At 56.1% G+C, this 20,239-nt stretch carries 17 protein-coding genes and 1 pseudogene; 12 read left to right on the plus strand and 6 right to left on the minus strand.

The window, feature by feature from the left end; translation table 11 throughout:
• Positions 1-139: 139 nt before the first annotated feature.
• Together VEB01_RS02100 and VEB01_RS02105 are read left to right on the plus strand one after the other, a co-directional pair.
• Positions 140-1,375 (plus strand): endonuclease/exonuclease/phosphatase family protein, encoded by a 1,236-nt coding sequence (locus VEB01_RS02100; RefSeq protein WP_324872451.1) that lies wholly within the window; start codon positions 140-142, stop codon positions 1,373-1,375.
• Positions 1,376-1,528: 153 nt separating this feature from the next.
• Complete coding sequence (locus VEB01_RS02105; RefSeq protein WP_324872452.1) at positions 1,529-3,166, plus strand: phospholipase D-like domain-containing protein; 1,638 nt, start codon at positions 1,529-1,531, stop codon at positions 3,164-3,166.
• A gap of 79 nt (positions 3,167-3,245) precedes the next feature.
• On the opposite strand, the gene VEB01_RS02110 is transcribed toward VEB01_RS02105, so the two are convergent.
• Positions 3,246-4,112 (minus strand): alpha/beta fold hydrolase, encoded by an 867-nt coding sequence (locus VEB01_RS02110; protein WP_324872453.1) that lies wholly within the window; start codon positions 4,110-4,112, stop codon positions 3,246-3,248.
• 181 nt (positions 4,113-4,293) lie between these two features.
• Here VEB01_RS02110 and VEB01_RS02115 point away from each other — a divergent pair, with 181 nt between their 5' ends.
• Entirely contained in the window at positions 4,294-4,671 is a 378-nt protein-coding gene (locus VEB01_RS02115; RefSeq protein ID WP_324872454.1) for a helix-turn-helix transcriptional regulator, read from the plus strand.
• Positions 4,672-4,702: 31 nt separating this feature from the next.
• Here VEB01_RS02115 and VEB01_RS02120 read toward each other — a convergent pair whose 3' ends face one another.
• Entirely contained in the window at positions 4,703-5,593 is an 891-nt protein-coding gene (locus VEB01_RS02120; RefSeq protein WP_324872455.1) for a M28 family peptidase, read from the minus strand.
• A gap of 881 nt (positions 5,594-6,474) precedes the next feature.
• Entirely contained in the window at positions 6,475-8,850 is a 2,376-nt protein-coding gene (locus VEB01_RS02125) for a sensor domain-containing phosphodiesterase (protein ID WP_324872456.1), read from the minus strand.
• Between the two features lie 361 nt (positions 8,851-9,211).
• On the opposite strand from VEB01_RS02125, the gene VEB01_RS02130 reads away from it, so the two are divergent.
• From VEB01_RS02130 to VEB01_RS02155, 6 genes are all read left to right on the plus strand, one after another.
• The gene (locus VEB01_RS02130; RefSeq protein ID WP_324872457.1) at positions 9,212-11,101 is read left to right on the plus strand and encodes a potassium transporter Kup; all 1,890 of its coding nucleotides are present in this window, start codon (positions 9,212-9,214) and stop codon (positions 11,099-11,101) included.
• A 113-nt stretch (positions 11,102-11,214) separates the two neighbouring features.
• The gene (locus VEB01_RS02135; protein ID WP_324872458.1) at positions 11,215-12,165 is read left to right on the plus strand and encodes a DUF6279 family lipoprotein; all 951 of its coding nucleotides are present in this window, start codon (positions 11,215-11,217) and stop codon (positions 12,163-12,165) included.
• A 956-nt stretch (positions 12,166-13,121) separates the two neighbouring features.
• Positions 13,122-14,378 (plus strand): DEAD/DEAH box helicase, encoded by a 1,257-nt coding sequence (locus VEB01_RS02140; RefSeq protein WP_324872459.1) that lies wholly within the window; start codon positions 13,122-13,124, stop codon positions 14,376-14,378.
• Positions 14,379-14,421: 43 nt separating this feature from the next.
• Positions 14,422-14,691, plus strand: coding sequence for an RNA recognition motif domain-containing protein (locus tag VEB01_RS02145; RefSeq protein ID WP_324872460.1), 270 nt, complete (start codon positions 14,422-14,424; stop codon positions 14,689-14,691).
• Between the two features lie 203 nt (positions 14,692-14,894).
• Complete coding sequence (locus VEB01_RS02150) at positions 14,895-15,233, plus strand: RNA recognition motif domain-containing protein (RefSeq protein WP_324872461.1); 339 nt, start codon at positions 14,895-14,897, stop codon at positions 15,231-15,233.
• A 223-nt stretch (positions 15,234-15,456) separates the two neighbouring features.
• Positions 15,457-15,861, plus strand: a complete 405-nt coding sequence (locus tag VEB01_RS02155) for a hypothetical protein (protein WP_324872462.1) — start codon at positions 15,457-15,459, stop codon at positions 15,859-15,861.
• 457 nt (positions 15,862-16,318) lie between these two features.
• Here the strand turns inward: VEB01_RS02155 and VEB01_RS02160 are convergent, their stop codons facing one another.
• The 3 genes from VEB01_RS02160 to VEB01_RS02170 are packed head-to-tail and all read right to left on the minus strand — an operon-like array spanning position 16,319 to position 18,275.
• Entirely contained in the window at positions 16,319-17,080 is a 762-nt protein-coding gene (locus VEB01_RS02160; RefSeq protein ID WP_324872463.1) for an HvfC family RiPP maturation protein, read from the minus strand.
• Complete coding sequence (locus VEB01_RS02165) at positions 17,073-17,915, minus strand: HvfB family MNIO-type RiPP peptide maturase (protein WP_324872464.1); 843 nt, start codon at positions 17,913-17,915, stop codon at positions 17,073-17,075. The genes VEB01_RS02160 and VEB01_RS02165 overlap by 8 nt, the downstream gene beginning before the upstream one ends.
• A gap of 27 nt (positions 17,916-17,942) precedes the next feature.
• Positions 17,943-18,275 (minus strand): HvfA family oxazolone/thioamide-modified RiPP metallophore, encoded by a 333-nt coding sequence (locus tag VEB01_RS02170; protein WP_324872465.1) that lies wholly within the window; start codon positions 18,273-18,275, stop codon positions 17,943-17,945.
• A gap of 421 nt (positions 18,276-18,696) precedes the next feature.
• Between VEB01_RS02170 and VEB01_RS23015 the strand changes: the two are divergent.
• The 3 genes and pseudogenes from VEB01_RS23015 to VEB01_RS02180 all read left to right on the plus strand — a co-directional run.
• Positions 18,697-18,762: pseudogene (locus tag VEB01_RS23015) on the plus strand (zinc-ribbon domain-containing protein); the annotation flags it as partial.
• 57 nt (positions 18,763-18,819) lie between these two features.
• The gene (locus VEB01_RS02175) at positions 18,820-18,981 is read left to right on the plus strand and encodes a hypothetical protein (protein ID WP_324872466.1); all 162 of its coding nucleotides are present in this window, start codon (positions 18,820-18,822) and stop codon (positions 18,979-18,981) included.
• Between the two features lie 234 nt (positions 18,982-19,215).
• On the plus strand, positions 19,216-19,986 hold the full coding sequence (locus VEB01_RS02180; protein ID WP_324872467.1) for a response regulator: 771 nt from the start codon (positions 19,216-19,218) through the stop codon (positions 19,984-19,986).
• Positions 19,987-20,239: the final 253 nt, after the last annotated feature.

Consider the following 20,239-nt stretch of genomic DNA (forward strand, 5'->3'; position numbering starts at 1 on the left):
ATTATCGACCGAGTATCTGCTTAATCCGCGCAGCCTTTGCCGAGCCTCTCTGCCCGATGCGTCGGTGCGCCGAGAGAACGTAACTTGCCCATTATTACCGTCTAATCAGTACATGTTCAGACTTCTTCGAATCGCTTTAATGTCCGCCCTACCCGGCGCTCTGGCCGTGACGGCCTTGACCGATTTTTGGGACGGATATCAACTGGACAGCACCTTCGGGCGTCCCGATGTCCGTGCGTCATGTTCCGTTCAGTCGGCCGACTGGGGAAATGCCGCTCCGTTTCCGCTGCTGGAAACCCGTAGCGATCTCCCGGAACTCCGGGTAGTCACGTATAACCTTCATTCCGGATTGGGACCGCGCTGGCGTGTCTTTGCCAGCCGCCGGGAGGTCGAACGCAATCTTGCGGGCATTGCCGACCGGATCGCCGCGGCGGCGTCGCCACAAACACCCGTCGACGTCGTGGCCCTCAATGAGGTGGACTTCGGCTCCCGGCGCAGTGGCTGGATGGATCAAGCCGCATTTCTGGCGGCCGAACTCGAGCGCCGCACCGGCCATGCCTACGCCGTAGCGCGCGGCGAGACCTGGCGCCGGGACGTACCCGGTCTGGAGGTGCGCTTCGGCAACGCCGTTCTGTTTCGGCACTCGGCGCTTTCCGTGGATGCCCGGATGCTGGAGGAAACACAGAAGACAAGCTATGCCTCCGCCATCCCAGCGAGCGCCCTCGACCCGATCTTGAGCGAGCCGCGCGGCGTGCTTCGCGTGCGCATTCGTTTCTTCGACCGCCCGGTCGACCTTCTGGTTACTCATCTCGAAGCCTTTAATCCCGCGCGCCGCGAAACGCAGGCCGCGGCTCTTTTGCAGAAGTTCGTCGAACCCGGCCGGACTTCGATCTTGCTGGGCGATATGAACACGGTTCCGACCGCCATGACCTACAAGCGTCCCCATTTGGCCGCCGATCGCACCCACGACGTATTGACGAGCGGCGACCTGACGGATGCGCGGGTTGCCGCTGGCGCGCGTGACGGGGCGAACGACTTTTCCGATTGGGCCACCTATCCGGCACAGGCGCCGGTGTGGCCGCTGGACGGATCGTTTGCCACGCCCGACCTGGTACCGCAGGCCGTTCGCGTGATCGGAAGCGACGAATCGGACCATCGCGGGTTATCGATAACTTATAAGTGGTTGACGCCCGAAGCGACGTCCGCGTTCGGCCGCTGGCACGATACTGTGCGACGACGCCAATTGGCCCGTCTATTCGACTGCGATATTTCGGAGCCCGACCCGGTGCGGAATCGGCATCTCGAATGGCTAAAGTCGAACACTGGCTACCTGAACCTCTCGGCCCGTGACAATGACGCGCGAGGAACCCCTTAAGGCAGCCTGAGCGTAGCGCGATAGCGCGGGGTCGAAGCGCCGGGGCTAGCGTGTTTCGACGCCGCTTCGCGGAGTTCATCCTGAGCGCAGTCGAAGGGCTCAACTATTCAGCGCTTAACTCCATCGGAGGCAAAAACGGCGCAAGATGCGAGGATGACAGGAAAACGACACGCACGATGGCACCGAACCCGCCGGTTCGGCCGCCTCGTTGCGATCGCGCTGGCCGGCGTGATCGGTATCTGGCTCATCGGTCATTTGTTGCTCGACGTCCAGTTTCCCGATCCCGTCTCGACCTCCGCCGATGGCGGATCGCCCGCCATGCGGGACGAATCGCTACACGACATCTTCGAGTCCCTGCCAGCCGAGGGCAACACGCGCGCGGGTGTGGCCCTGCTGGACGACAACGCCATGGCTTGGGTCGAACGCTGGCGGCTGTTAGACAATGCTCGAGAGCGCCTCGATATCAGCTATTTCATTCTGGAACAGGACGTCTTCGGCATCGCTTTCCTTGGCCATCTCGTCCACAAGGCAAGGCAGGGCTTGGCGATCCGGGTGCTGCTCGACGCCATAGGCACCAAGATGTCTCGCGACGTACAGGGCAACGACTATCTCGATACGGTCGTACAGACCGTTAATATCACGGTAAAACTTTACCGCCCGCTGCGCTATCGTTTTCAGGACGCCTTTCTTACCCTGAATCCCGCCGCGGTCATCGCCAGCGACCACGACAAGATTTTACTGGCGGACGGCGTTCACGGACTGATCGGCGGACGGAACATCGCAACCGAATATTTTGCCGCCCCCGATACCGCGCCGAAGGCCTTCCGCGACGCGGACATGGTGTTGACCGGGCGGGAAGCCGGAGCGGTGATCCAAACCGTGTTCGAATCCCAGTACGACAGCGGAGAGGCCCACGCCGTCACGGGCGAGACGGTCGATTTGGTCGATTCGAGCGGCGACTTGCTGCTCGCCTACCAGGCGATGGATTATTGGTTAAAGGGTGAACCTATTCCGGAGGCCGTGTCCGCGACGATTCGCGACCGCCGGTTGCCCTGGATAGACGAACTTCAGGCGCGTCCGCTGCTCCACGGTGCTCTGACGAAACCGGCTCCGGAATCGGTGCAAGCGCCGGTCCGTTTCCTCGACAGCCGAACCCGTCTGATGAAAACCGACGACCCGATCACCACGACTCTCGAACGGCTGGTGCGTGGCGCCAAAAAGTCGATTTTTATCGTTAATCCGTACTTGGTACTTTCCAAGCCGGTTGTCGACCTATTCGAAGAAACGGCGCAGCGCGGCGTAAGCATCACGATTCTCACCAACAGTCCTTTATCCAGCGATAATCCCCTCAGCCAGGCTGTTTTCCTTGAACAATGGCCGGAACTCATGGCGCGGGTTCCGACTCTGCGGCTGTTCGTTGCCGGGGATCTCCATAATTTGCACGGCAAGTTCGCGGTAATCGATGATCAACTCGGCCTATTGGGAACTTACAATCTCGACCCCCTCAGCATGGCCCTCAACAGCGAACTCGTCGCCGCCGTATGGTCCACCCGGTTCGCCGAGCGATTGCTGGAAACGGGCCGGCGGCTCATCGCAGCCGGCCCGCCGACGACCTACGAATACCGCATCGCCCGCGACGGTAACGGTCGTCCCATACGAAATGAAGACGGGAGGGTGATCGCGGCTTTCGGGCCAAACGATCATCTTAAGGAAGATGACTGGACAGCCGTCCGTCGCCTCCGGTGGCTTGTGCGTGGTTTAACGCTGGTCAGCAAAACGCCGTTTTGGTAGCTATTTTTCCGGTATCGCGGCGCATTCCGCCGCCATATCGCTCCCGGCCCGGCAACCGTAAGGTGAGCGCGTGTCCGCATTACGACAAGTCGGCGTGTTCGAAGAAACGGCTCAGCACATCCGTCACCCGATTCGGCTGTTCTACCTGCGGCAAGTGGCCGCAATCCGGCAGAACTTCAAGTTGTCCTTGTACGAGCCGCGCGACCGCTGCTTGGGCATGGCGTACCGGAACCATGCGGTCGCGTTCTCCCCATAGGAGCAGCGTGGGCACCGTCAGTTTCGACAACTGGTCCAGCAGGATTTCACGCTGGCCTCTCAGGTTGACTGCACTCACGGTTGTCGCCGCTACCGCTTCCAAATACCCGGGCATCCGGGCCATTTGATACAGTCCCTCTAACCAACTGAGCGGACTACGCTGTGGTTGAGCGATCAGCAGGCCCGATAACTGGAATACCCAAACTCGAGCGCCGAAGGCGGTCCGAAACCAGAGCGTTGCAATCTTCCGCACTCCAGGCAAACTGAGCAGCCGCATAGTCATACTGACCGCCCGCCCTAACCCAGCGCTGCCGATGAGCACCAAGGCGGAAACCCGGGCGGGCGCCGAAAGAGCCAGACGCATCGCCACCAACCCGCCAAGCGAATTGCCGACGAGGCAGACTCGTTGCAGACCGAGAGCATCCAAAAAAGCCGATACAAACTTGGTGAAGAATTCGGGGGAGTACGGAACGGCCGGTTTATCGCTCTGCCCGAAACCGGGAAGACTGGGGGCAAAAACCCGATAACTTCGAGCCAGTATCGGCATCACCCACTGCCAGGTGTGGGCGCTGTCGGCGATGCCATGGAGAAACACAACGGGCGGTCCATTGCCGGCCATCAAATACTCGGTTGAAATTACCGCCTCGGGTACGGCGACATCGACTCTCAACTCTTGAATGGATCCTTCCATGGTTTTGCGTCTCTGTAGGTTAAAGAACCACCCTTTGATAGGTTTTGACAGTTTAACGGCGGCTTTTCCACTGCGATTCGAGACGTTTTCTTCAGGCGGCCCCGGCTCTTTGTGAAACCGCTGCAACGTAAAGCGATAAGTCCGATCAAATTAGAACGAGAGCGCTATTCAGGAGACCGGAATGAACGTGCAAATCATTGAAAAGGAAGACCACACGAAATGGGCGATGATCCCGTACGATGACTATGTGTCTTTGGTGGAATTGGCCGAATTGGCGACGGACATGGCGTCCGGTATCGATGTGGAGCCACACATTGCGCCTGGGGAAGAACAGCTTCCCGAAGATTTGATGGCACGCCTTTTGGGCGGAGAGAACGCCATCAGAATTTGGCGCGAATTCCGTGGGCTGACGCAACAGGATCTGGCCGAGCGGGCCGGAATAACGGAATCGTTCATTGGCCTTCTGGAGCGGGGACGGCCAACCTGCCGAATCGACAAACTCACGCGTATCGCCGAAGTTTTAGGCGTGCACTTGGAACAGATCATTCGCACCGTGTAGATAAGGATCTTCACCAAGCGGCGCTGAAGGTTTACCGCGCTAAGTCGCGCACTGCGGCATAAATTCCGGCCGCCACTTGAGCCATTCTCCGGTAATCCAGCGTTTCGGCCGTGTCCGTGGCCGTATGATAGTTCGGATTACGATAGAAAGCCGTGTCGGTAATCATCACGGCCGGATATCCTGCCTCCCAATAGTTGAGATGATCCGAGAAATCGATACCTGCAAGAAAGCGCGGGGCATTGATCGAGTGTACCGGCAAGCTTGAGGCATTGGACATGGCATTCTTGATCCTTCGCACGAGCCGTCCCTCCCCTATCCTCCCCACGACGGCGATAAAGTTTCCGGTGGTCGGATAAAGAAGCGAAAGGCCCGGTGCGGGAAAAGACTGGCTGTCTTCCTCATCGGTGAAATAGCCGATCATTTCGAGCGAGAGCATCGCCCGCACGATGGCACCTTCCGCCTTGAGCGCTCGGGCATGCACGGCGCTCCCCATGTGTTCGGTCCTGAAAAACGGCGGCTCCTCCAGGGTATAGGCGACGAGATCCACCCGGCTTGGCAGATGGTTCTTGCTCACCAGCCCCGCCAGCTCGATCAGCCCGGCGATGCCGCTCGCGTTATCGTCCGCCCCCGGATAGGGACCGGCCGTGTCGTAATGTGCCCCCACGACGACCCTCTCCTTGGATTGCGGCCCGAAGGTAGCCACAACATTACGGTAAGTCGTTTGGCCGACCTGGAACGGCTGATCCGCGGTCTTGCCCTGCGCCTGCTCGAACGCCAAACGGATATACGAAGCCACACGATTGAGATTGTCGGGGTGACCGGCATCCCGCGGCCCCAGCGTCTCCGACAAGGTTCGGACATGGGCTTCCAGGCGTCCTGGATCAATGATGGACGGCTCAGCCCGATCCGTACCGGCAAACAAAGGCTCCGCCAAACAGAAACAGAGGCTAACCCCCAGACAGAATGCCCGGGTTAGAAGGGCTGCTCTGCAAAACGGAATGGGCGAACGAACTTCAAAGTGGGAACAGATCCTGACATCCATGTAATACCCCATTCGGCCGACCTGGAACTGCACGGTTCTAACCGTGTTTTCAAAACGCCTTTAAAGCAAGCTCTATCGAGGAGGCACGATTAAAGATTGGATTGCCTCCGACGCTCTCCGTTCGGCATCCCCCCGGAAATCCGGAGTCCTGTTTATTTAGACAGCGATTGCGGCTTGAAGAAACTTGCAATCTGGCGAGGGGCCGAACAATCCACGGAGCACGGGTCAGTCTCTCCTATTAGAGCATTTTCAAATCTGATGTATGGGGGTTCGGTATAGTCCCGTTAGGGCGCGCCCGAGCATCGCCGCCTGGAGCCGGGATAGCCTAAAGGGGCGCGGCAGGAAGCCGCGCGGCGACAAAGGCACAAGGATCGTGCCTTTTGTCGTCCCCGGCTCCAGGCGGCGACGCGCAGGAACCGCGCGCCATCCGGGCGGCCTTTCTTTTGGATACTTTTCTTTGGCCGCACAAAGAAAAGTATCTCGCCCGCGGGGCGAGACCCGCTCCAAACTAAGGCGCCGCCAACGGCGGCTTCCTTCTTAGACCGTACATCAGAACTGAAAACGCTCTAGAACCGGAAGCCGGGCTTTGCTCGGTCAAGGCATAAACGTCGGGGCTACCGAACGCGTTTTATCGACATCCGGCCAGCGTGTTTATGGCCGCAGCCGGGAGCATGCTCTTGGAGTGCAGCGACACTCATTTCGGATTTCAGAGCTTTCGGTTCCCGGAGCGATCGGCATAGGACTGGGGAAATATCGAGCGGCTACGTTTTTTCCAAACTCTGCAAAAACAATTCGGCGAGCGCTTTGGCGGAAAGAGGACGACTGAAGAAAAAGCCTTGGGCTTGGTCGCAGCCTTCTTCCCGCAGAAAGGCCAATTGTTGCTCCGTTTCGACGCCCTCGGCTATTACGGTCAGTCTCAGGCTATGACCCAGGCTGATCACCGCACGGGTTATTGCAAGATCGTCCTGATCGTCGATGATGTCGCGCACAAAGGACTGATCGATCTTCAGTTTGTCGATAGGGAATCGCTTCAGATAGCTGAGACTCGAATACCCTGTCCCGAAATCGTCAATGGCCAGCTTCACGCCCAATTCCTTAAGCTTATGCAAGCGTCGCTGAATCGAGCCCTCTCCTTGCATGACGATTCCCTCGGTCAATTCGAGTTCCAGATAATGGGGTTCCATGCCCGTTTCCGCCAATATCCGTTCGACGAGTTCTTCGAATCGATGAAGAAATTGCGGCGATGCAATGTTGACCGCCACGGGAACCTTCGGAAAGCCAAGCGATTGCAAGTACATGTTTTGCCGGCAAGCCTCACGGATCACCCATTCTCCTATCGGAACGATGAGACCGCTGTCTTCGGCGATGGGAATAAACCGGCCCGGCGCCACTCGGCCCCATTCCGGATGCTGCCATCGAATCAGGGCTTCGACGCCCACGAGCTGGTGTGTCCTAACATCATACTGAGGCTGATACTCCAGCAGAAATTCGCCGCGTTCTAAAGCTTGTCGCAGACCGCTTTCGATCGTGAGCCGCTCCAGCACGGTGGAATTCATTTCCCCGGTAAAGAATTGGTAAGTATTGCGGCCCTGCTCTTTCGCGTGATACATGGCGGTGTCGGCATGCTTGACCAAGGTTTCCACGTCGCTGCCGTCTTGTGGATACAGGCTGATGCCGATACTCGGGGTGATGATCAGACGGTAATCCTCGATGACATAAGGCTGCGCGACCACGCCGAGAATTCTTTCGGCGGTTTGCGCAGCGGTATCGGTGCCCGTTTCCGGGAGCAGTACCACGAATTCGTCGCCCCCCAACCGGGACACGGTATCCGTGTCCCTTAGACAACTGCGCAAACGGCCGGCGATGCCCTGCAGAAGTCTATCGCCCACATGATGTCCCAACGAATCGTTAACCGTCTTGAAGCGGTCGAGATCGAGAAACAGCAGCGCGGTCTCCTGCTTATCCCGAGCCGAGAGCGCCAAAGCCTGGGCCGCCCTGTCCTTAAACAAGGCACGATTCGGAAGTCCTGTCAGAGCATCGTAAAAGGCCAGGCGCTGGATTCGGTCCTCTACCCGGCTGCGTTCGATGGCAATGGCAGCGGTGTGAATCGCCATTTCGATCAGCCGGGAGTGTTTGTCTATGGGAGGGTGCGGTTCTCGATAGTAAATCGCAAAGGTGCCGATGACGCGCTGCCGCGAATCGAAAATGGGTGTCGACCAGCAGGCGCGAAGGCCGTACTGCTCGGCTAGATCGCGAAAAGCGGTCCATCGTGGATCCGTCCGAATGTCGCTGACAATCACGGTTTGCCGGTTAAACACCGCGGTACCGCAGGATCCCACCGACGGACCTATGGCAATGCCGTCTATTTGCCGGCTGTAATCATCGGGAAGACTCGGGGCAGCACCATGGCGCAAATGGATTCCGTCTTTATCCAAGAGAAGAACTGAGCAGAGTATCTTGTCGTCCTGTTGCTCGATCGTTCGAGCCAGAGTAGCCAGGGTTCGCTCTAGGGGTGCACCGTTGGCGATCAACTCCAGCACGTCCCGTTGCCCCCGCAGTAATGCTTCGGCGCGTTTCCGCTCGTTTTGTTCGATGACGAGAGCGGCGAGATTGGCCACGGCGATGGCGAAAAAACGCTCTTCCGCAGACCAGCTAAGCGCAGCCCCGGTCTGCTCGCAGCAAAGTACGCCCTCCAAATGCCCGAAAACGTGGATCGGCACATCGAGCATCGAAGCGATCCCGAAGGGGCGCAGATAGGTTTCGGAAAAGTCGGCAGTAAAGGGATGGCTGTGCGCATCGTCTGCCACAATCGCCTCTCCCGCTTCCAATCCTTCGAAATAGCTCGGAAAATCCTCCTGCCGAAGTGTCATGCCGGCACTGTGCCGTTGCTGGGACAGCTCGTAGAGATCCATGCATGCGATAGCGGATCGATCCTCGGTAAACCGCCACACACTGACGCGCTCGATCTCCAGTTCGGTCGCGGTGGTTCGGGTTAGCAGGCGAATCGCCCCCAACGCGTCTTCGGCGGAAAAGATTTCGCTGCGCGTGAGCGAAGCCAACGCGCGCTGTTGTTCCAGCAGGGAATTACGACTCCGTCGCGGCCATCCCTCCGTTTGCAATTGATTGTCTGCCTTCATCCATTACCTCGTTGAGAAGGACTCAAATTGATCGCTACCAAATGAAATCCTGGCGGATTGAAAAGGGCTTCGGCTGCAACGCCACCAGTCTTGGTTAAGCTCGCCTCCCACTAGGGTCATCCGGACGCTTAAGGGGTCAATCGGCTGAAGCTATCATGACAAGATCAATTTTATCGATGCTTAAGTATGGGTCATTTTCATTGCGGCTATCGGGGTAAAATGCCTGAACCAAGGGAGCAACGGGCGGACTCCGCAGTCAAAAGGCAAAACCGCCCCGAACCGTTTTTGATCAAAAACAAGGAGATCCGCATCCTGAAATGCAAACATCGTTTGCGCTGCTTCAATCGCCATCCCCGAAAAAATGCAAGCGGATTCCGTTCTCCAAGGTGTAAAACCCGGTAAAACCGTCACACTCATCGGCACGATTGGCGTCGTGTTCGGCGATATCGGCACCAGTCCACTCTATGCCATGCGGGTTGCCTTCAGTGGGCCTCACGCCATCGCGCCCAGCGAGGCCAATGTACTCGGTGTGTTGTCGCTCATCTTCTGGTCGCTGATCGTAATCGTATGTCTGAAATACGCCGTGGTCATGCTGCGGGCCGACAATCGGGGTGAAGGTGGAATCATCGCCCTACTGTCGCTCGCATCCCGCAGTGCCGCCGATTCGCCGTACCAACGATACGTGATTGTTTTATTGGGACTTATCGGTGCCGCCTTGTTCTACGGCGACGGCATTCTCGCGCCGGCCATTACCGTTATAAGCGCCGTCGAAGGTTTGGAGGTCGTGGCTCCAAAACTCAAGGAATTTGTCGTGCCGACGACGCTGCTGATCTTGACTCTGTTATTTCTTCTGCAAAGCAAGGGTACGGCTCGTATCGGGCGAGTGTTCGGTCCGATTATGTGTCTTTGGTTTTTTTGCCTCGGAATCCTCGGTGGGCTGAGTGTTCTCGATACTCCATCGATACTGGAGGCGACAAATCCATGGCGCGGAATTCGTTTCCTGCTTGAAGAGGAATGGTATTCCCTGGTGGTCTTGGGTGCCGTGGTGTTGGTGGTAACCGGCGCCGAGGCGCTATATGCGGATATGGGCCATTTCGGAACTCGAGCGATTCGTGTGACTTGGTTTGCCGTGGTCTTTCCTGCCCTGCTCTTGAACTACTTTGGCCAGGGTGCATTACTGCTCCGAACCCCGGCAGCCGCCGAAAACCCCTTCTATTTCCTGGCGCCGGAATGGGGAGTTCTTCCGCTGCTCGCATTGGCGACGCTTACGACGGTAATCGCCTCCCAAGGGGTAATTTCCGGGGTATTCTCGATAACCCGGCAGGCAATACAGCTCGGTTACCTGCCCCGCATACGCGTTTATCACACCTCGCTATTCCAACCCGGCCAAATTTACGTGCCTGCCGTGAATTGGCTTTTGCTAATCACGATTTTCGCCTTGGTGCTGGAATTTCAGTCATCCAGCCGCTTGGCCGCCGCTTACGGTATCGCCGTCACAGGTACGATGGTCATTACGACGCTGCTGATCTTTTTCGTATTACGGGGGCTTTGGCGATGGAGCTGGCTTACTAGCCTGGTTGCCGTCGGCAGCTTTTTGATTATCGACATAGCCTTTCTTGTGGCTAACAGTTTGAAACTAACCCAGGGAGGGTGGGTCCCGCTGGGGGTCGGCCTTGCGGTTTTTACCGTAATGACCACTTGGGAACGGGGGCGGACACTGCTCGGAAAACGCCTGAACGAAAGGGCTATGACATTCGAAACCTTGCTGGCGCGTTTTCGCGAAAATCCGCCCGTTCGGATTCCCGGTACCGCCATCTATCTCACGGCGGGACGCCGAGGCGTTCCACAATCCCTCTTGAACAATTTGGCTATCAATAAAATTCTGCACGAGCGAGTGATCGTTCTCACGGTGATTATTAAAGACATCGCGTGGGTGCCTCGCTCCGAGCGCATCAAGATCAGGCACTTCGGAGAGAAACTGTACCGGGTCAAGATCTATTACGGCTTCAACCAGGAACCCCACGTGCCCGATGCCTTGTCATTGTGCAAAGAACGGGGCCTTGAGATCGACTTGGCCGACACATCATTCTTTCTTAGCCGGGAAGCCGTGATCTCGACCCCGCGTCCCGGCATGGCGATCTGGCGCGAGCGTCTTTTCATCCGCCTTGCACGAAACACCGAGAGCGCCATGGATTTCTTCAGAATCCCCCCCGACCGCGTGATCGAATTGGGGTCCGTGGTCGAAATCTAACCAATACCGCTTCGCATGCCGAAATCTTTCGCAATGACTTTGACTTATCCTCCTCCGATAGACAGTATGCCTAACACAGTTGCAATGCGAATCCACCAGGGAATGGAAGGCATATGAACGTGAAATCAATCGCCATGTTAATCCGCCGCTCTTATCTGATCGTGATATCCGGCACGGTGCTGCTTCTTGTGGCCTGTACCGGCGTTCGGTTCGGTTATAACCACGCGGACATCTTCCTGGTAGCCTCGCTCGATGAGTACGTCGATCTCGAAAGGGCACAGGAGAAGCTCGCGAAGGATCGCATCTCCGCGCTGCTGGCCTGGCATCGTTCGACGCAATTGCATGCCTACTCGGCATTACTCGAGGAAATTCGGACAAAGGTAAAGAGGCCGATAACCTTATCTGAGGTTACGGGTTTGCAGCAGAAGCTTTACGACAGGCTGGAAACGCTCGGGACGCGCGCCGCGCCCGAATTGGCCAAGCTGGCTCTGACGCTCGGCTCCGGCCAGATCACACGGGTGCAACACGAGCTGACCAATAGCAATGCAAAATTTCGCAAGAAATTCGGCTATATCCGCACCAGCATGGAAAACAAGCTTGGAGCCCGAGCCAAACCTTTTATCAAGCGTGCCGAGTTTTGGCTCGGAAAACTCACGTCCGAGCAACGAACCCTCATTTGGGAGGCGATGGCTAGACGCGACAATGGTAACTATACCTGGGCGGACGAGCGCGAAGCACGACAGCGCGATTTCCTAGCCGTGCTTTCGAAAATTCAGGAGAGAAAACCGGAGGAACAGCTTGCGACACGCTGGATTCGCGACTATTTCGCCGATTTGGCTTATCAAACCGACCCGCAGCGACGAGCTTTCGTTCAGGCTTTACGCCAGTCGAATGCGGAACTGATAGCCAAAGTGATAGCCTCCGCAACGCCCGAACAGCGGGAGACGCTGGATAAAAAATTGCAAGACTATGCCGCCGATTTCGCCGCCTTAGCCGCGGAGGATCGCAAGTTTGGACACCGACCGTATTCCTTGCGTCCAAACGAAAAACCAAATCCGACATAAACATGACGTGCCTCCGAAATCTCTTGAATCGTTGCCTTTCCGTGCTCATACGCCATCCCGACGTGCCGGATTCACCGGTATTTCATCGTCCGTCGTCAATCCGTCAGTGAACCTGTGGAGCTTTTGGGTGTCGGCAAGGGAAAGCTATTCAAGAAACTCTATGGAGCGATGTGATTATGGTTCGATTACACTTCGAGTCAGTTATTCCGGAACACGCCGTTACCTTAGGACCTGCCGCGTACTTTCGAATTAGCGGCCACCTCATTCGCCGAGGCCCTGAGAACGAAATCGTGGGTCATTATCGAAACCATTTCTGGGAAATTCAGGGCAATTTATTTTCACGATGCGATTGCCGGTGTAGCGCATCGATTCATTTCGAGGATACCTTTGGCGGTACTTCCAACCTCTTCGGTCCGTTTGACCACTTCTTCATATCTGACGGGACCATCTACGCGGATCACAAACTGTTTGCCAGATATGTCGATGAGATGAGCTGTTGGCAGCATTGCGATACGGATTCCTGCTGGCCTGTTCTCGTCATTCGGTAACTGGTGAGTCCGTCCAAATTCGACCTCTTTACTGTTTTTTGGGGGCTACGGCAGGTTTAACACATGAGTGCCATAAGCTTTGAATCGGTGCAAAAACCGCATATTAAGATTTCAACATGGGGTGTGATGCCTCTCCTCTCCGTTTCAAAACAAGCCCCTTGGCTAAAACGGCACAATCGCGGTATGCTTAACACAGTTTGTCGCGGTGGAGACCGGTGTCTCCGCCCCGAGGATTCGGCCTTCTTCTTAGTCGACGCCATTGCCAGGTATCCTACAAGCCTCGCCTCCTCCTTCAAACCTTGTGCAGCACGTCGGGCCTCAGCCCTGCTAGGCTGCTCGTTAAACGAAAATGTTGCAGCCCGGACAGGCTCAGCACGGAACTACGACAGGCTTATTCAGGAACCATAAATGTCCTTTTCTTCTCTCGGTCTCTCTAAAACCCTCTTGAGCGCCGTCGCCGAGCAGGGCTACGAGACCCCCACCCCGATTCAAGCGCAGGCCATCCCGGCCGTACTTGACGGACGCGATCTGTTGGCCGCGGCCCAGACTGGCACCGGCAAAACCGCGGCTTTCATCTTGCCCTTACTACAGCAACTGACCGACTGCGCCCAGGAGACCGCAAGGCCACAGCACGGCCGCGCTCCGCGTGCGCTGGTGCTCGTACCGACCCGCGAACTTGCAGCCCAAGTCGGTGAAAGCGCGCGCAATTACGGCCGCCACTCCCCAATTCGATCGGCGGTGATCTTCGGAGGTGTCGGCATGCAACCGCAGTTGGACAACCTACGCCGCGGTGTCGATCTGCTGATCGCAACGCCCGGCAGACTGCTCGACCATATCGGACAAGGCAACATCAATCTATCCGGCGTCGGCATGCTCGTATTGGACGAGGCCGATCGGATGCTCGACATGGGCTTTATTAGAGACATCCGGCGGATTCTCGGCTTATTGCCGAAAAAGCGTCAAAACTTGCTGTTCTCGGCCACGTTTTCGGAAGAAATCCGCGGACTCGCGGCCGGGCTATTGCATAATCCCGTCACCATTGAGGTTGCGCCACGCAACGCGCCGGCCGAAACCGTCAACCAACGCATCTATCACGTCGAAAGCGCCGCCAAACATCCGTTACTGGCTCACCTTATCCGCAGCGGTTCTTGGGGCCAGACCCTGGTATTCACGCGCACGAAGCACGGCGCAAACCGCCTTGCCCAGCAGCTTGACCGGGCGGGCTTCGAAGTCGCCGTCATTCATGGCAACAAGAGCCAATCGGCACGCACACAGGCGCTCGCCGCTTTTAAACAGGATCGGGTGCAAGTGCTGGTCGCTACCGATATCGCTGCCCGCGGACTGGATATTCAGGAACTTCCGCACGTAGTCAACTATGAACTGCCGCACGTTCCTGCGGATTACGTGCATCGCATCGGCCGCACCGGACGTGCCGGCTCGACCGGCGAGGCGGTGTCACTGGTCTCTCGGGAGGAAGCGCCCCAGCTCCGGAACATCGAGCGTCTGCTTGGCCGGAAGCTTCCGGCACAACCTGCTCCCGAAGGCTACCTTACGGCTTCGCCCGAGACGGTAGCTTCCCAAGCTCAGCCGTTGCGGAGTTTCCGCTCCCAACAACAACCGGCCGCAAGGCGTGACTCTACCGCCCAGCGCCGTCGTACCCTTTGAACCATTGCGCACCCTTTCCGGGTGCCGCCAAAGGAGAATAACCATGTTGAGAATCTATGCCGGCAATCTCCCGCCCGATGTAACGGAACAGGAGTTTACCGAACTGTTTGCGGCGTATGGCCGAGTGCGCTCGATCGAATTGGCACGCGACATTTTTTCCGGCCGCTGCCGCGGCTTCGGCTTCGTTGAAATGGAGGGGCACGAGGCACGTGCTGCAATCGCTGGATTGAATGGCCGCAACCTGCGCGGCAACAATCTACGGGTTAACGAAGAGCGCCCACGTGGGCGACACGGAGGTGGTCGCAGACGCTGAGTTACGCCGGGACAAATAGACATAAAGGCCGCGGGCAGAGTTGCTTTGAAATCGCCATCGGCCTGCACTTGAGAAATAGAACGAAAGGGAATATTACTTTCCTGGAGTTAGGGGCGCTCCTGACCGGAGCCAAAACCCTTCTCTAAATTCTGTTTCAGGCGAATAATAGAGACATTGTAAATTCCTATTGAGGAGTCTTTCACTTGAGCAAGAAGTTATACGTTGGCAATCTGAGCTATAGCATCAGAAATAGTGAGCTGGAACAGCTGTTCGCCGCTTACGGCGCAGTCGAATCGGCAAATGTAATCATGGATCGGGACACCGGCCGCTCCAAGGGTTTCGGTTTCGTGGAGATGAGCAGCGATCAGGAAGCGCAAGCCGCCATCTCCGCGCTTAACGGCAAGGAAGTGGAAGGCCGTAGCTTGACGGTGAACGAGGCTCGCCCCCCACAAGATAAGGGTGGCTTCGGCGGCGGCGGCGGCGGAAGACGCGGCGGCGGTGGTGGTGGCGGCTTCGGCGGCGGTGGCGGCCGCCGCTTCTAAGCCATCCGACAGGGAGTATCGCCCTGTCGACTTCTAAGACCGACTTACGTGCCGATAATCTATCGGCACGTAAGTCGGCTCATAGATCGCTCTGGAAGATCGTAACTGATTGTCGGAGCGACGCTGCTGATTGCGCCGATTTTGGACAAAGTCTCTTTGGATTGGCCTACAACGGACTGGATCTCGAGGATCTCTCAACCTAGAGGAAGATGGAAGGGCTATCATGCCGCACTTTCTTTCGATCTTCCCCCCTAGCACCGCAGAGGAACGTCGCTCGAATTTCGAGAGTTACTGGGCCTTCTCTCTGCGTCGCGCCGGAGACTTGCTGGAAAAAGAAAAGGATTTGGCGAATAAACGCGACAAGCTGAACTACTTCAAGAGAAATCCCGTCCGATCACGCTTACCATTGCGCGACCCGGAAGCATTTTATCGCAACTGTGTTCATCTACAGGACGATCCGCACCAACTCGACCGCAAGGTGTTGCTGCTGACCTGCATATACAAGTTCGCGCGTCACGAGTGGGCGGCCGCCCAGCTATCCCCTCAGGTCCTTGAACCGTTCTACGAAGGCCATGCCCCCTGCTTTGATCGTCGTCGCCAGCATCCGCTGGGCACCCTACCGCAATAGCTCAGATCAACGCATCCGTCCCAAACTCTCGGACCACAGAATGATGAGCATGAACATGTTTGCAGTGGAAGGCTCCGGAATACGGCGCGAACATTGCGAACTACTAAACTTATGGTTCGGAATCCCTTAATGGTCAGGCGAGGCGTTATGCGGCTTTTTCTTACAGCAGCTTTTCTAGCTATTTTCGGGGTTGTTCTCGATCGGTTTGGATGGAGTATAGGGCCGTGGGTCAGCGGTAGCGGATTTGTGCTCTTGATTATTGGGCTTTTACGCACGATGAGACGGGATAGTAACCGGAGCAGCCCTGGCACTGCCGATTCTTTCTGGTTTCCGTCCTCGGATACGGCAGGTGGCGGCTACAGCAGTTATGAAGATAGGGGCGCTTGCGATACTGGAAGTAGCGATGGCGGTGGCTGCGGCAATAGCGGTGGCGATTAGACTAACGCGGTCGATAAATCTAGCTCGCTCCGATTACTCCACGCTCTGCTAGAGCTCTCAGGATTTCGGCGCCGTGACCGGCTAAAACCCGAGGGTCCGGATGCCCCATTTCCTTCGCCATCCTAAACAGGCAATCGATAGCGGGCATTGCTTCCTCCTCCTGGAGTATTTGCAGGAGTCGGTAGGTTAAGGGGGTAATTTCCAAGAATTTCACGACATCTTCGCGGTCGCGATATACGACCAAACACGTCAGCTGTTCCGGTGGCTCGGGCGGTTGATGCTCCGGACCGATCTTGTGCACTGGAAACCGATAAGCCAAAGGCCAAGCAACCTCCGACAGGTAAACTGTTTGGTCCATAGGGCTACGGCGTAAATCTGCGCTTTCCGGCGGCGCCTCGCCTTCAGCAATGGCTAAGGCCAATTCGGTCCACTCGTAATGCGCGAGCTCCAGTAGGTACGGCGGGTCGTCAGAATAGTGGTCGCGTTCGCTCTGGAGATAATCGAGAAATTCTTCGGCTATTCCTGCGAAATAAGGCGTTCGACTTTGATGCCCGGCGTAGAAATCCTGTACTAACGCAAGCCATTGAGTTTCGCTCAAGATGCTCTTGAGTACCGGAAAACCGGTCGCCAGAAAGTTCTCGATATTGTTGAAAAACAGTTCACGATAAACGCCCATTCGTTCCGGCGCAGGCCCGCGTGGAAGCGGATTGCGGTTGGGATCTCGAATGTATGCGGCAAACGCATATTGCGTCCGTTGAAACAGAGGGATCTCTTCAGCCATAACGCCGAACGGGTTGCGACGCAGCCGCCTGAAGCGCTTGAATCTGTTGAACCTCAAGCAAAAGCTCGGGTAAAGGGGGAATGTTGAAATCCCTTTCTAAGAGTGTCGGAAAAACTCCGAAGCTCTCGTAAGCCCGACGGAGCAGACGCCAGACCGGATCGATAACGGTAGCGCCATGGGTGTCGACCAGAAAATCGGCCGCTTCGACATAATGTCCGGCGACATGGGCGTAGGCGATGCGATGCACCGGAACCGAGCTCAAAAAGGCTTCGGCATCATAGCCATGATTGATGCTGTTGACGTAAATATTGTTGATGTCCAGCAGCAGATCGCAATCGGCTTCTTGCAATACCGCGTTGAGGAAGTCGATCTCCTCGAGCTCTTTGCCCGGTGCGACGTAATAGGAGATGTTTTCAATGGCTATCCGTCGTTCCAGAATCTCTTGTGCTCTAAGGATGCGATCGGCTGTGTACTTAGCGGCCTCCGCCGTAAACGGGATCGGCATGAGGTCGTACAAATGGCCATCGTCGCCGCAGTAACTCAGATGTTCGCTGTATAGCCGGATATGATGTTGGTCGAGGAAAGTCTTGAGCTCGGTAAGGAATTCTTCGTCAAGCGGCGCGGGGCCACCCAGCGACAAGGATAATCCGTGACAGACGAAGGGAAATCGCTCAGTCAAAGAGCGTAGCTGTTTCCCGAGTTTACCGCCTATTCTTATCCAGTTTTCCGGCGCGATTTCGTAAAAATCGACCGATTCCGGCAGATGTTCGGTAAGCGGGCCGATGAAGGCCCGCCTAAGGCCGAGTCCGGCGCCCTGAACGGCATAACTCTTCATAGCCAGGCTCGACGGATAAAAAAACGTTTACTGCGCTTTATGTTCCGTGCCGGCGGGGTTCGCTTGATCCGTTTTCATGCCCGCGCATTTGCCTTCCATTGCTTTCTTCTGCTGATCCTGTTGCTGCTGATTTTGCTGCTTCATGGCGCCACAGTTCATTTCCGGAGACTTGGTCATTTGTCCGCCGCACTTCCCTTCGCCGCACACCATTTCTTTTTGTTCTTTGCCGGCCTCGGCCACTTGCATATAACCACTAGCCAAATCTTTAAGTCCGAACGGGTTTTCGCCCGCGTTAGCGACAGCGGACAAAGACGTTACGACAGCCGCTCCCATGACGGTTTTTAATACTTTTTTGCTCATTACCTCTATTTCCTCTCGATAAATTAAGGATTGTCGTGCGCCATGAGCGGCGAACTATTAGACCTCGGGCTTCAACAAAGTTGCAGGCCATTCGCCAGGATGCGAGTGCCGGGACAGTATGTCCGTAACGCATTGAACTTTGTTTACGCCGTTATTTTCACACAACGACCGGAAGTTGTGCACTATTCGCCTTGGTACGCGCTCTCTCCTACACTGAAAGCGCCAATCTTCACTTAGTTAGGTATACGCGCCAAAGATTCAGCGTACAGGGACTGGCGAAGTCTAGGACCGGACCCGACTGATATGGTCAGCAAGTGAGCATTAAGATATTCTCTCACCCCAATGACTGGTGAGCCGATGCGTTAGATTTAGGCTTTCTCTGCCAAGTAGAAACAGAACAAGAACTTGAGGACCCTTTATTATGTATTGTCGACATTGCGGAAAAGAGATTAAAGACAAAGCGGTTGTCTGCACGGGGTGCGGCCATCCCGTTGAAAGTGCCGAAGGCAGGGCGGTGGAAGGCGAGCCTTGGAATCTCCTGATAATGGCCGGCCTGGTCGCCGCCACCTTATTTGTGCCTCCGGTTGGCCTCGTCTTTGGGATAATGGGGCTGATGGACGAGGCGAAGAAGGTTCAGGGCGCGATTCTCACGACCCTTGCAGTTTTCATGACCCTTCTTATGACCGCTATTATCCTCGGCTTGTAGTTGCCCTCGAAATACAAGTCGCGAATGTTATTTTGCCCTGATTATTTCAAAGTTGCGGATCAATCGATTTTCCCTTCGTCGGCCCAAACTTCTCCACTCCGGTTACCGCATTCTCGGAACCACCTTGCATTATGGAATTCCGAACCGGTGGGATGGGATTAAGGCAGACACATAAATCTATCGTAGATCCCACTTTAACTATCCTGTCGTAAATTCACGTGAAAAGGCCTATGGATGTTCCGCCATAAGAACTTCCTGGTTATCGACGACCATGAGATCAATCGCATACTCCTAAAAACGCAGCTTTCTCAGTTAAGCGCGCAAGTGGCCGAAGCTGAGGATGGCACAAAAGCGGTCGAGCATATTCGGACACAACATTTCGACATGATATTTCTCGACCTCCGCATGCCCGGTATGACGGGCTTCGACGTCATGCAGGCCATCCGTCACGACGTCCTAGTTGTCAATCGCGATACGCCGGTGATCGCGGTGACCGCCCATGCGCTTCCTCAACAGCGGACGGAAATCCTCAAGGCGGGATTTCGCGACTGTCTGATCAAACCCATTTTGGAAGACCAACTTTTGAGCGTAATCGAAACCTGGCTGGGTGTTAGTGCAGACAGGCCGCGTCGGCCTACTCTACCCGCTCTCGATTCGGTTGATTTTTACCTTAAAGCACTTGTCGAAAAAACCGGTGGCAATTGGGCGCTGGCCAGGATGCTCATGGTCAAGTTAGTTCAAGAACTGCCTGAACAACTAGCCGATGTGGAGAAGGCACTGGATAGTGATGATTACCACCAAGCCAGGGAAATTACTCATCGGATTAACGGCTCGGCAAGTTTCTGCGGCTTGGTCGGAATCAGAAACGCCGCAGGTGAATTGGAAAGTGCTCTGATTAAATCATCCTCGAATGACATCCTTTGTCATTGTTTCCGAGTTATGGGGTACGAAATCCGGGCGTTTCTTTCCAAGAAAACGGATCTCGTAGCAGCATTGGACAATTAATGCTGGGCTTCTCCTCATGGTAAGCATTTATAGATCCCGGAATTGCTGAAATATCTCAGAAGCTGTCTTCAAACTACTGCGCGCCGCCATGCCGGCGTTGCTTAAAGACTCAAAATGCTGATGAAAAGCATCCCTGCTTTTCACTCACCACCTCCCTGTGGTTCGCCCTTGCGGGCGGCCGCGCCGTGCAAATCGGCCATCCTGCCGATTTGTCACCCTGACGGGCGCGCTACCGCGCGTCCCATTTCTCTCC

The organism is Methylocaldum sp. (assembly GCF_035627495.1).
Lineage (GTDB): Bacteria > Pseudomonadota > Gammaproteobacteria > Methylococcales > Methylococcaceae > Methylocaldum.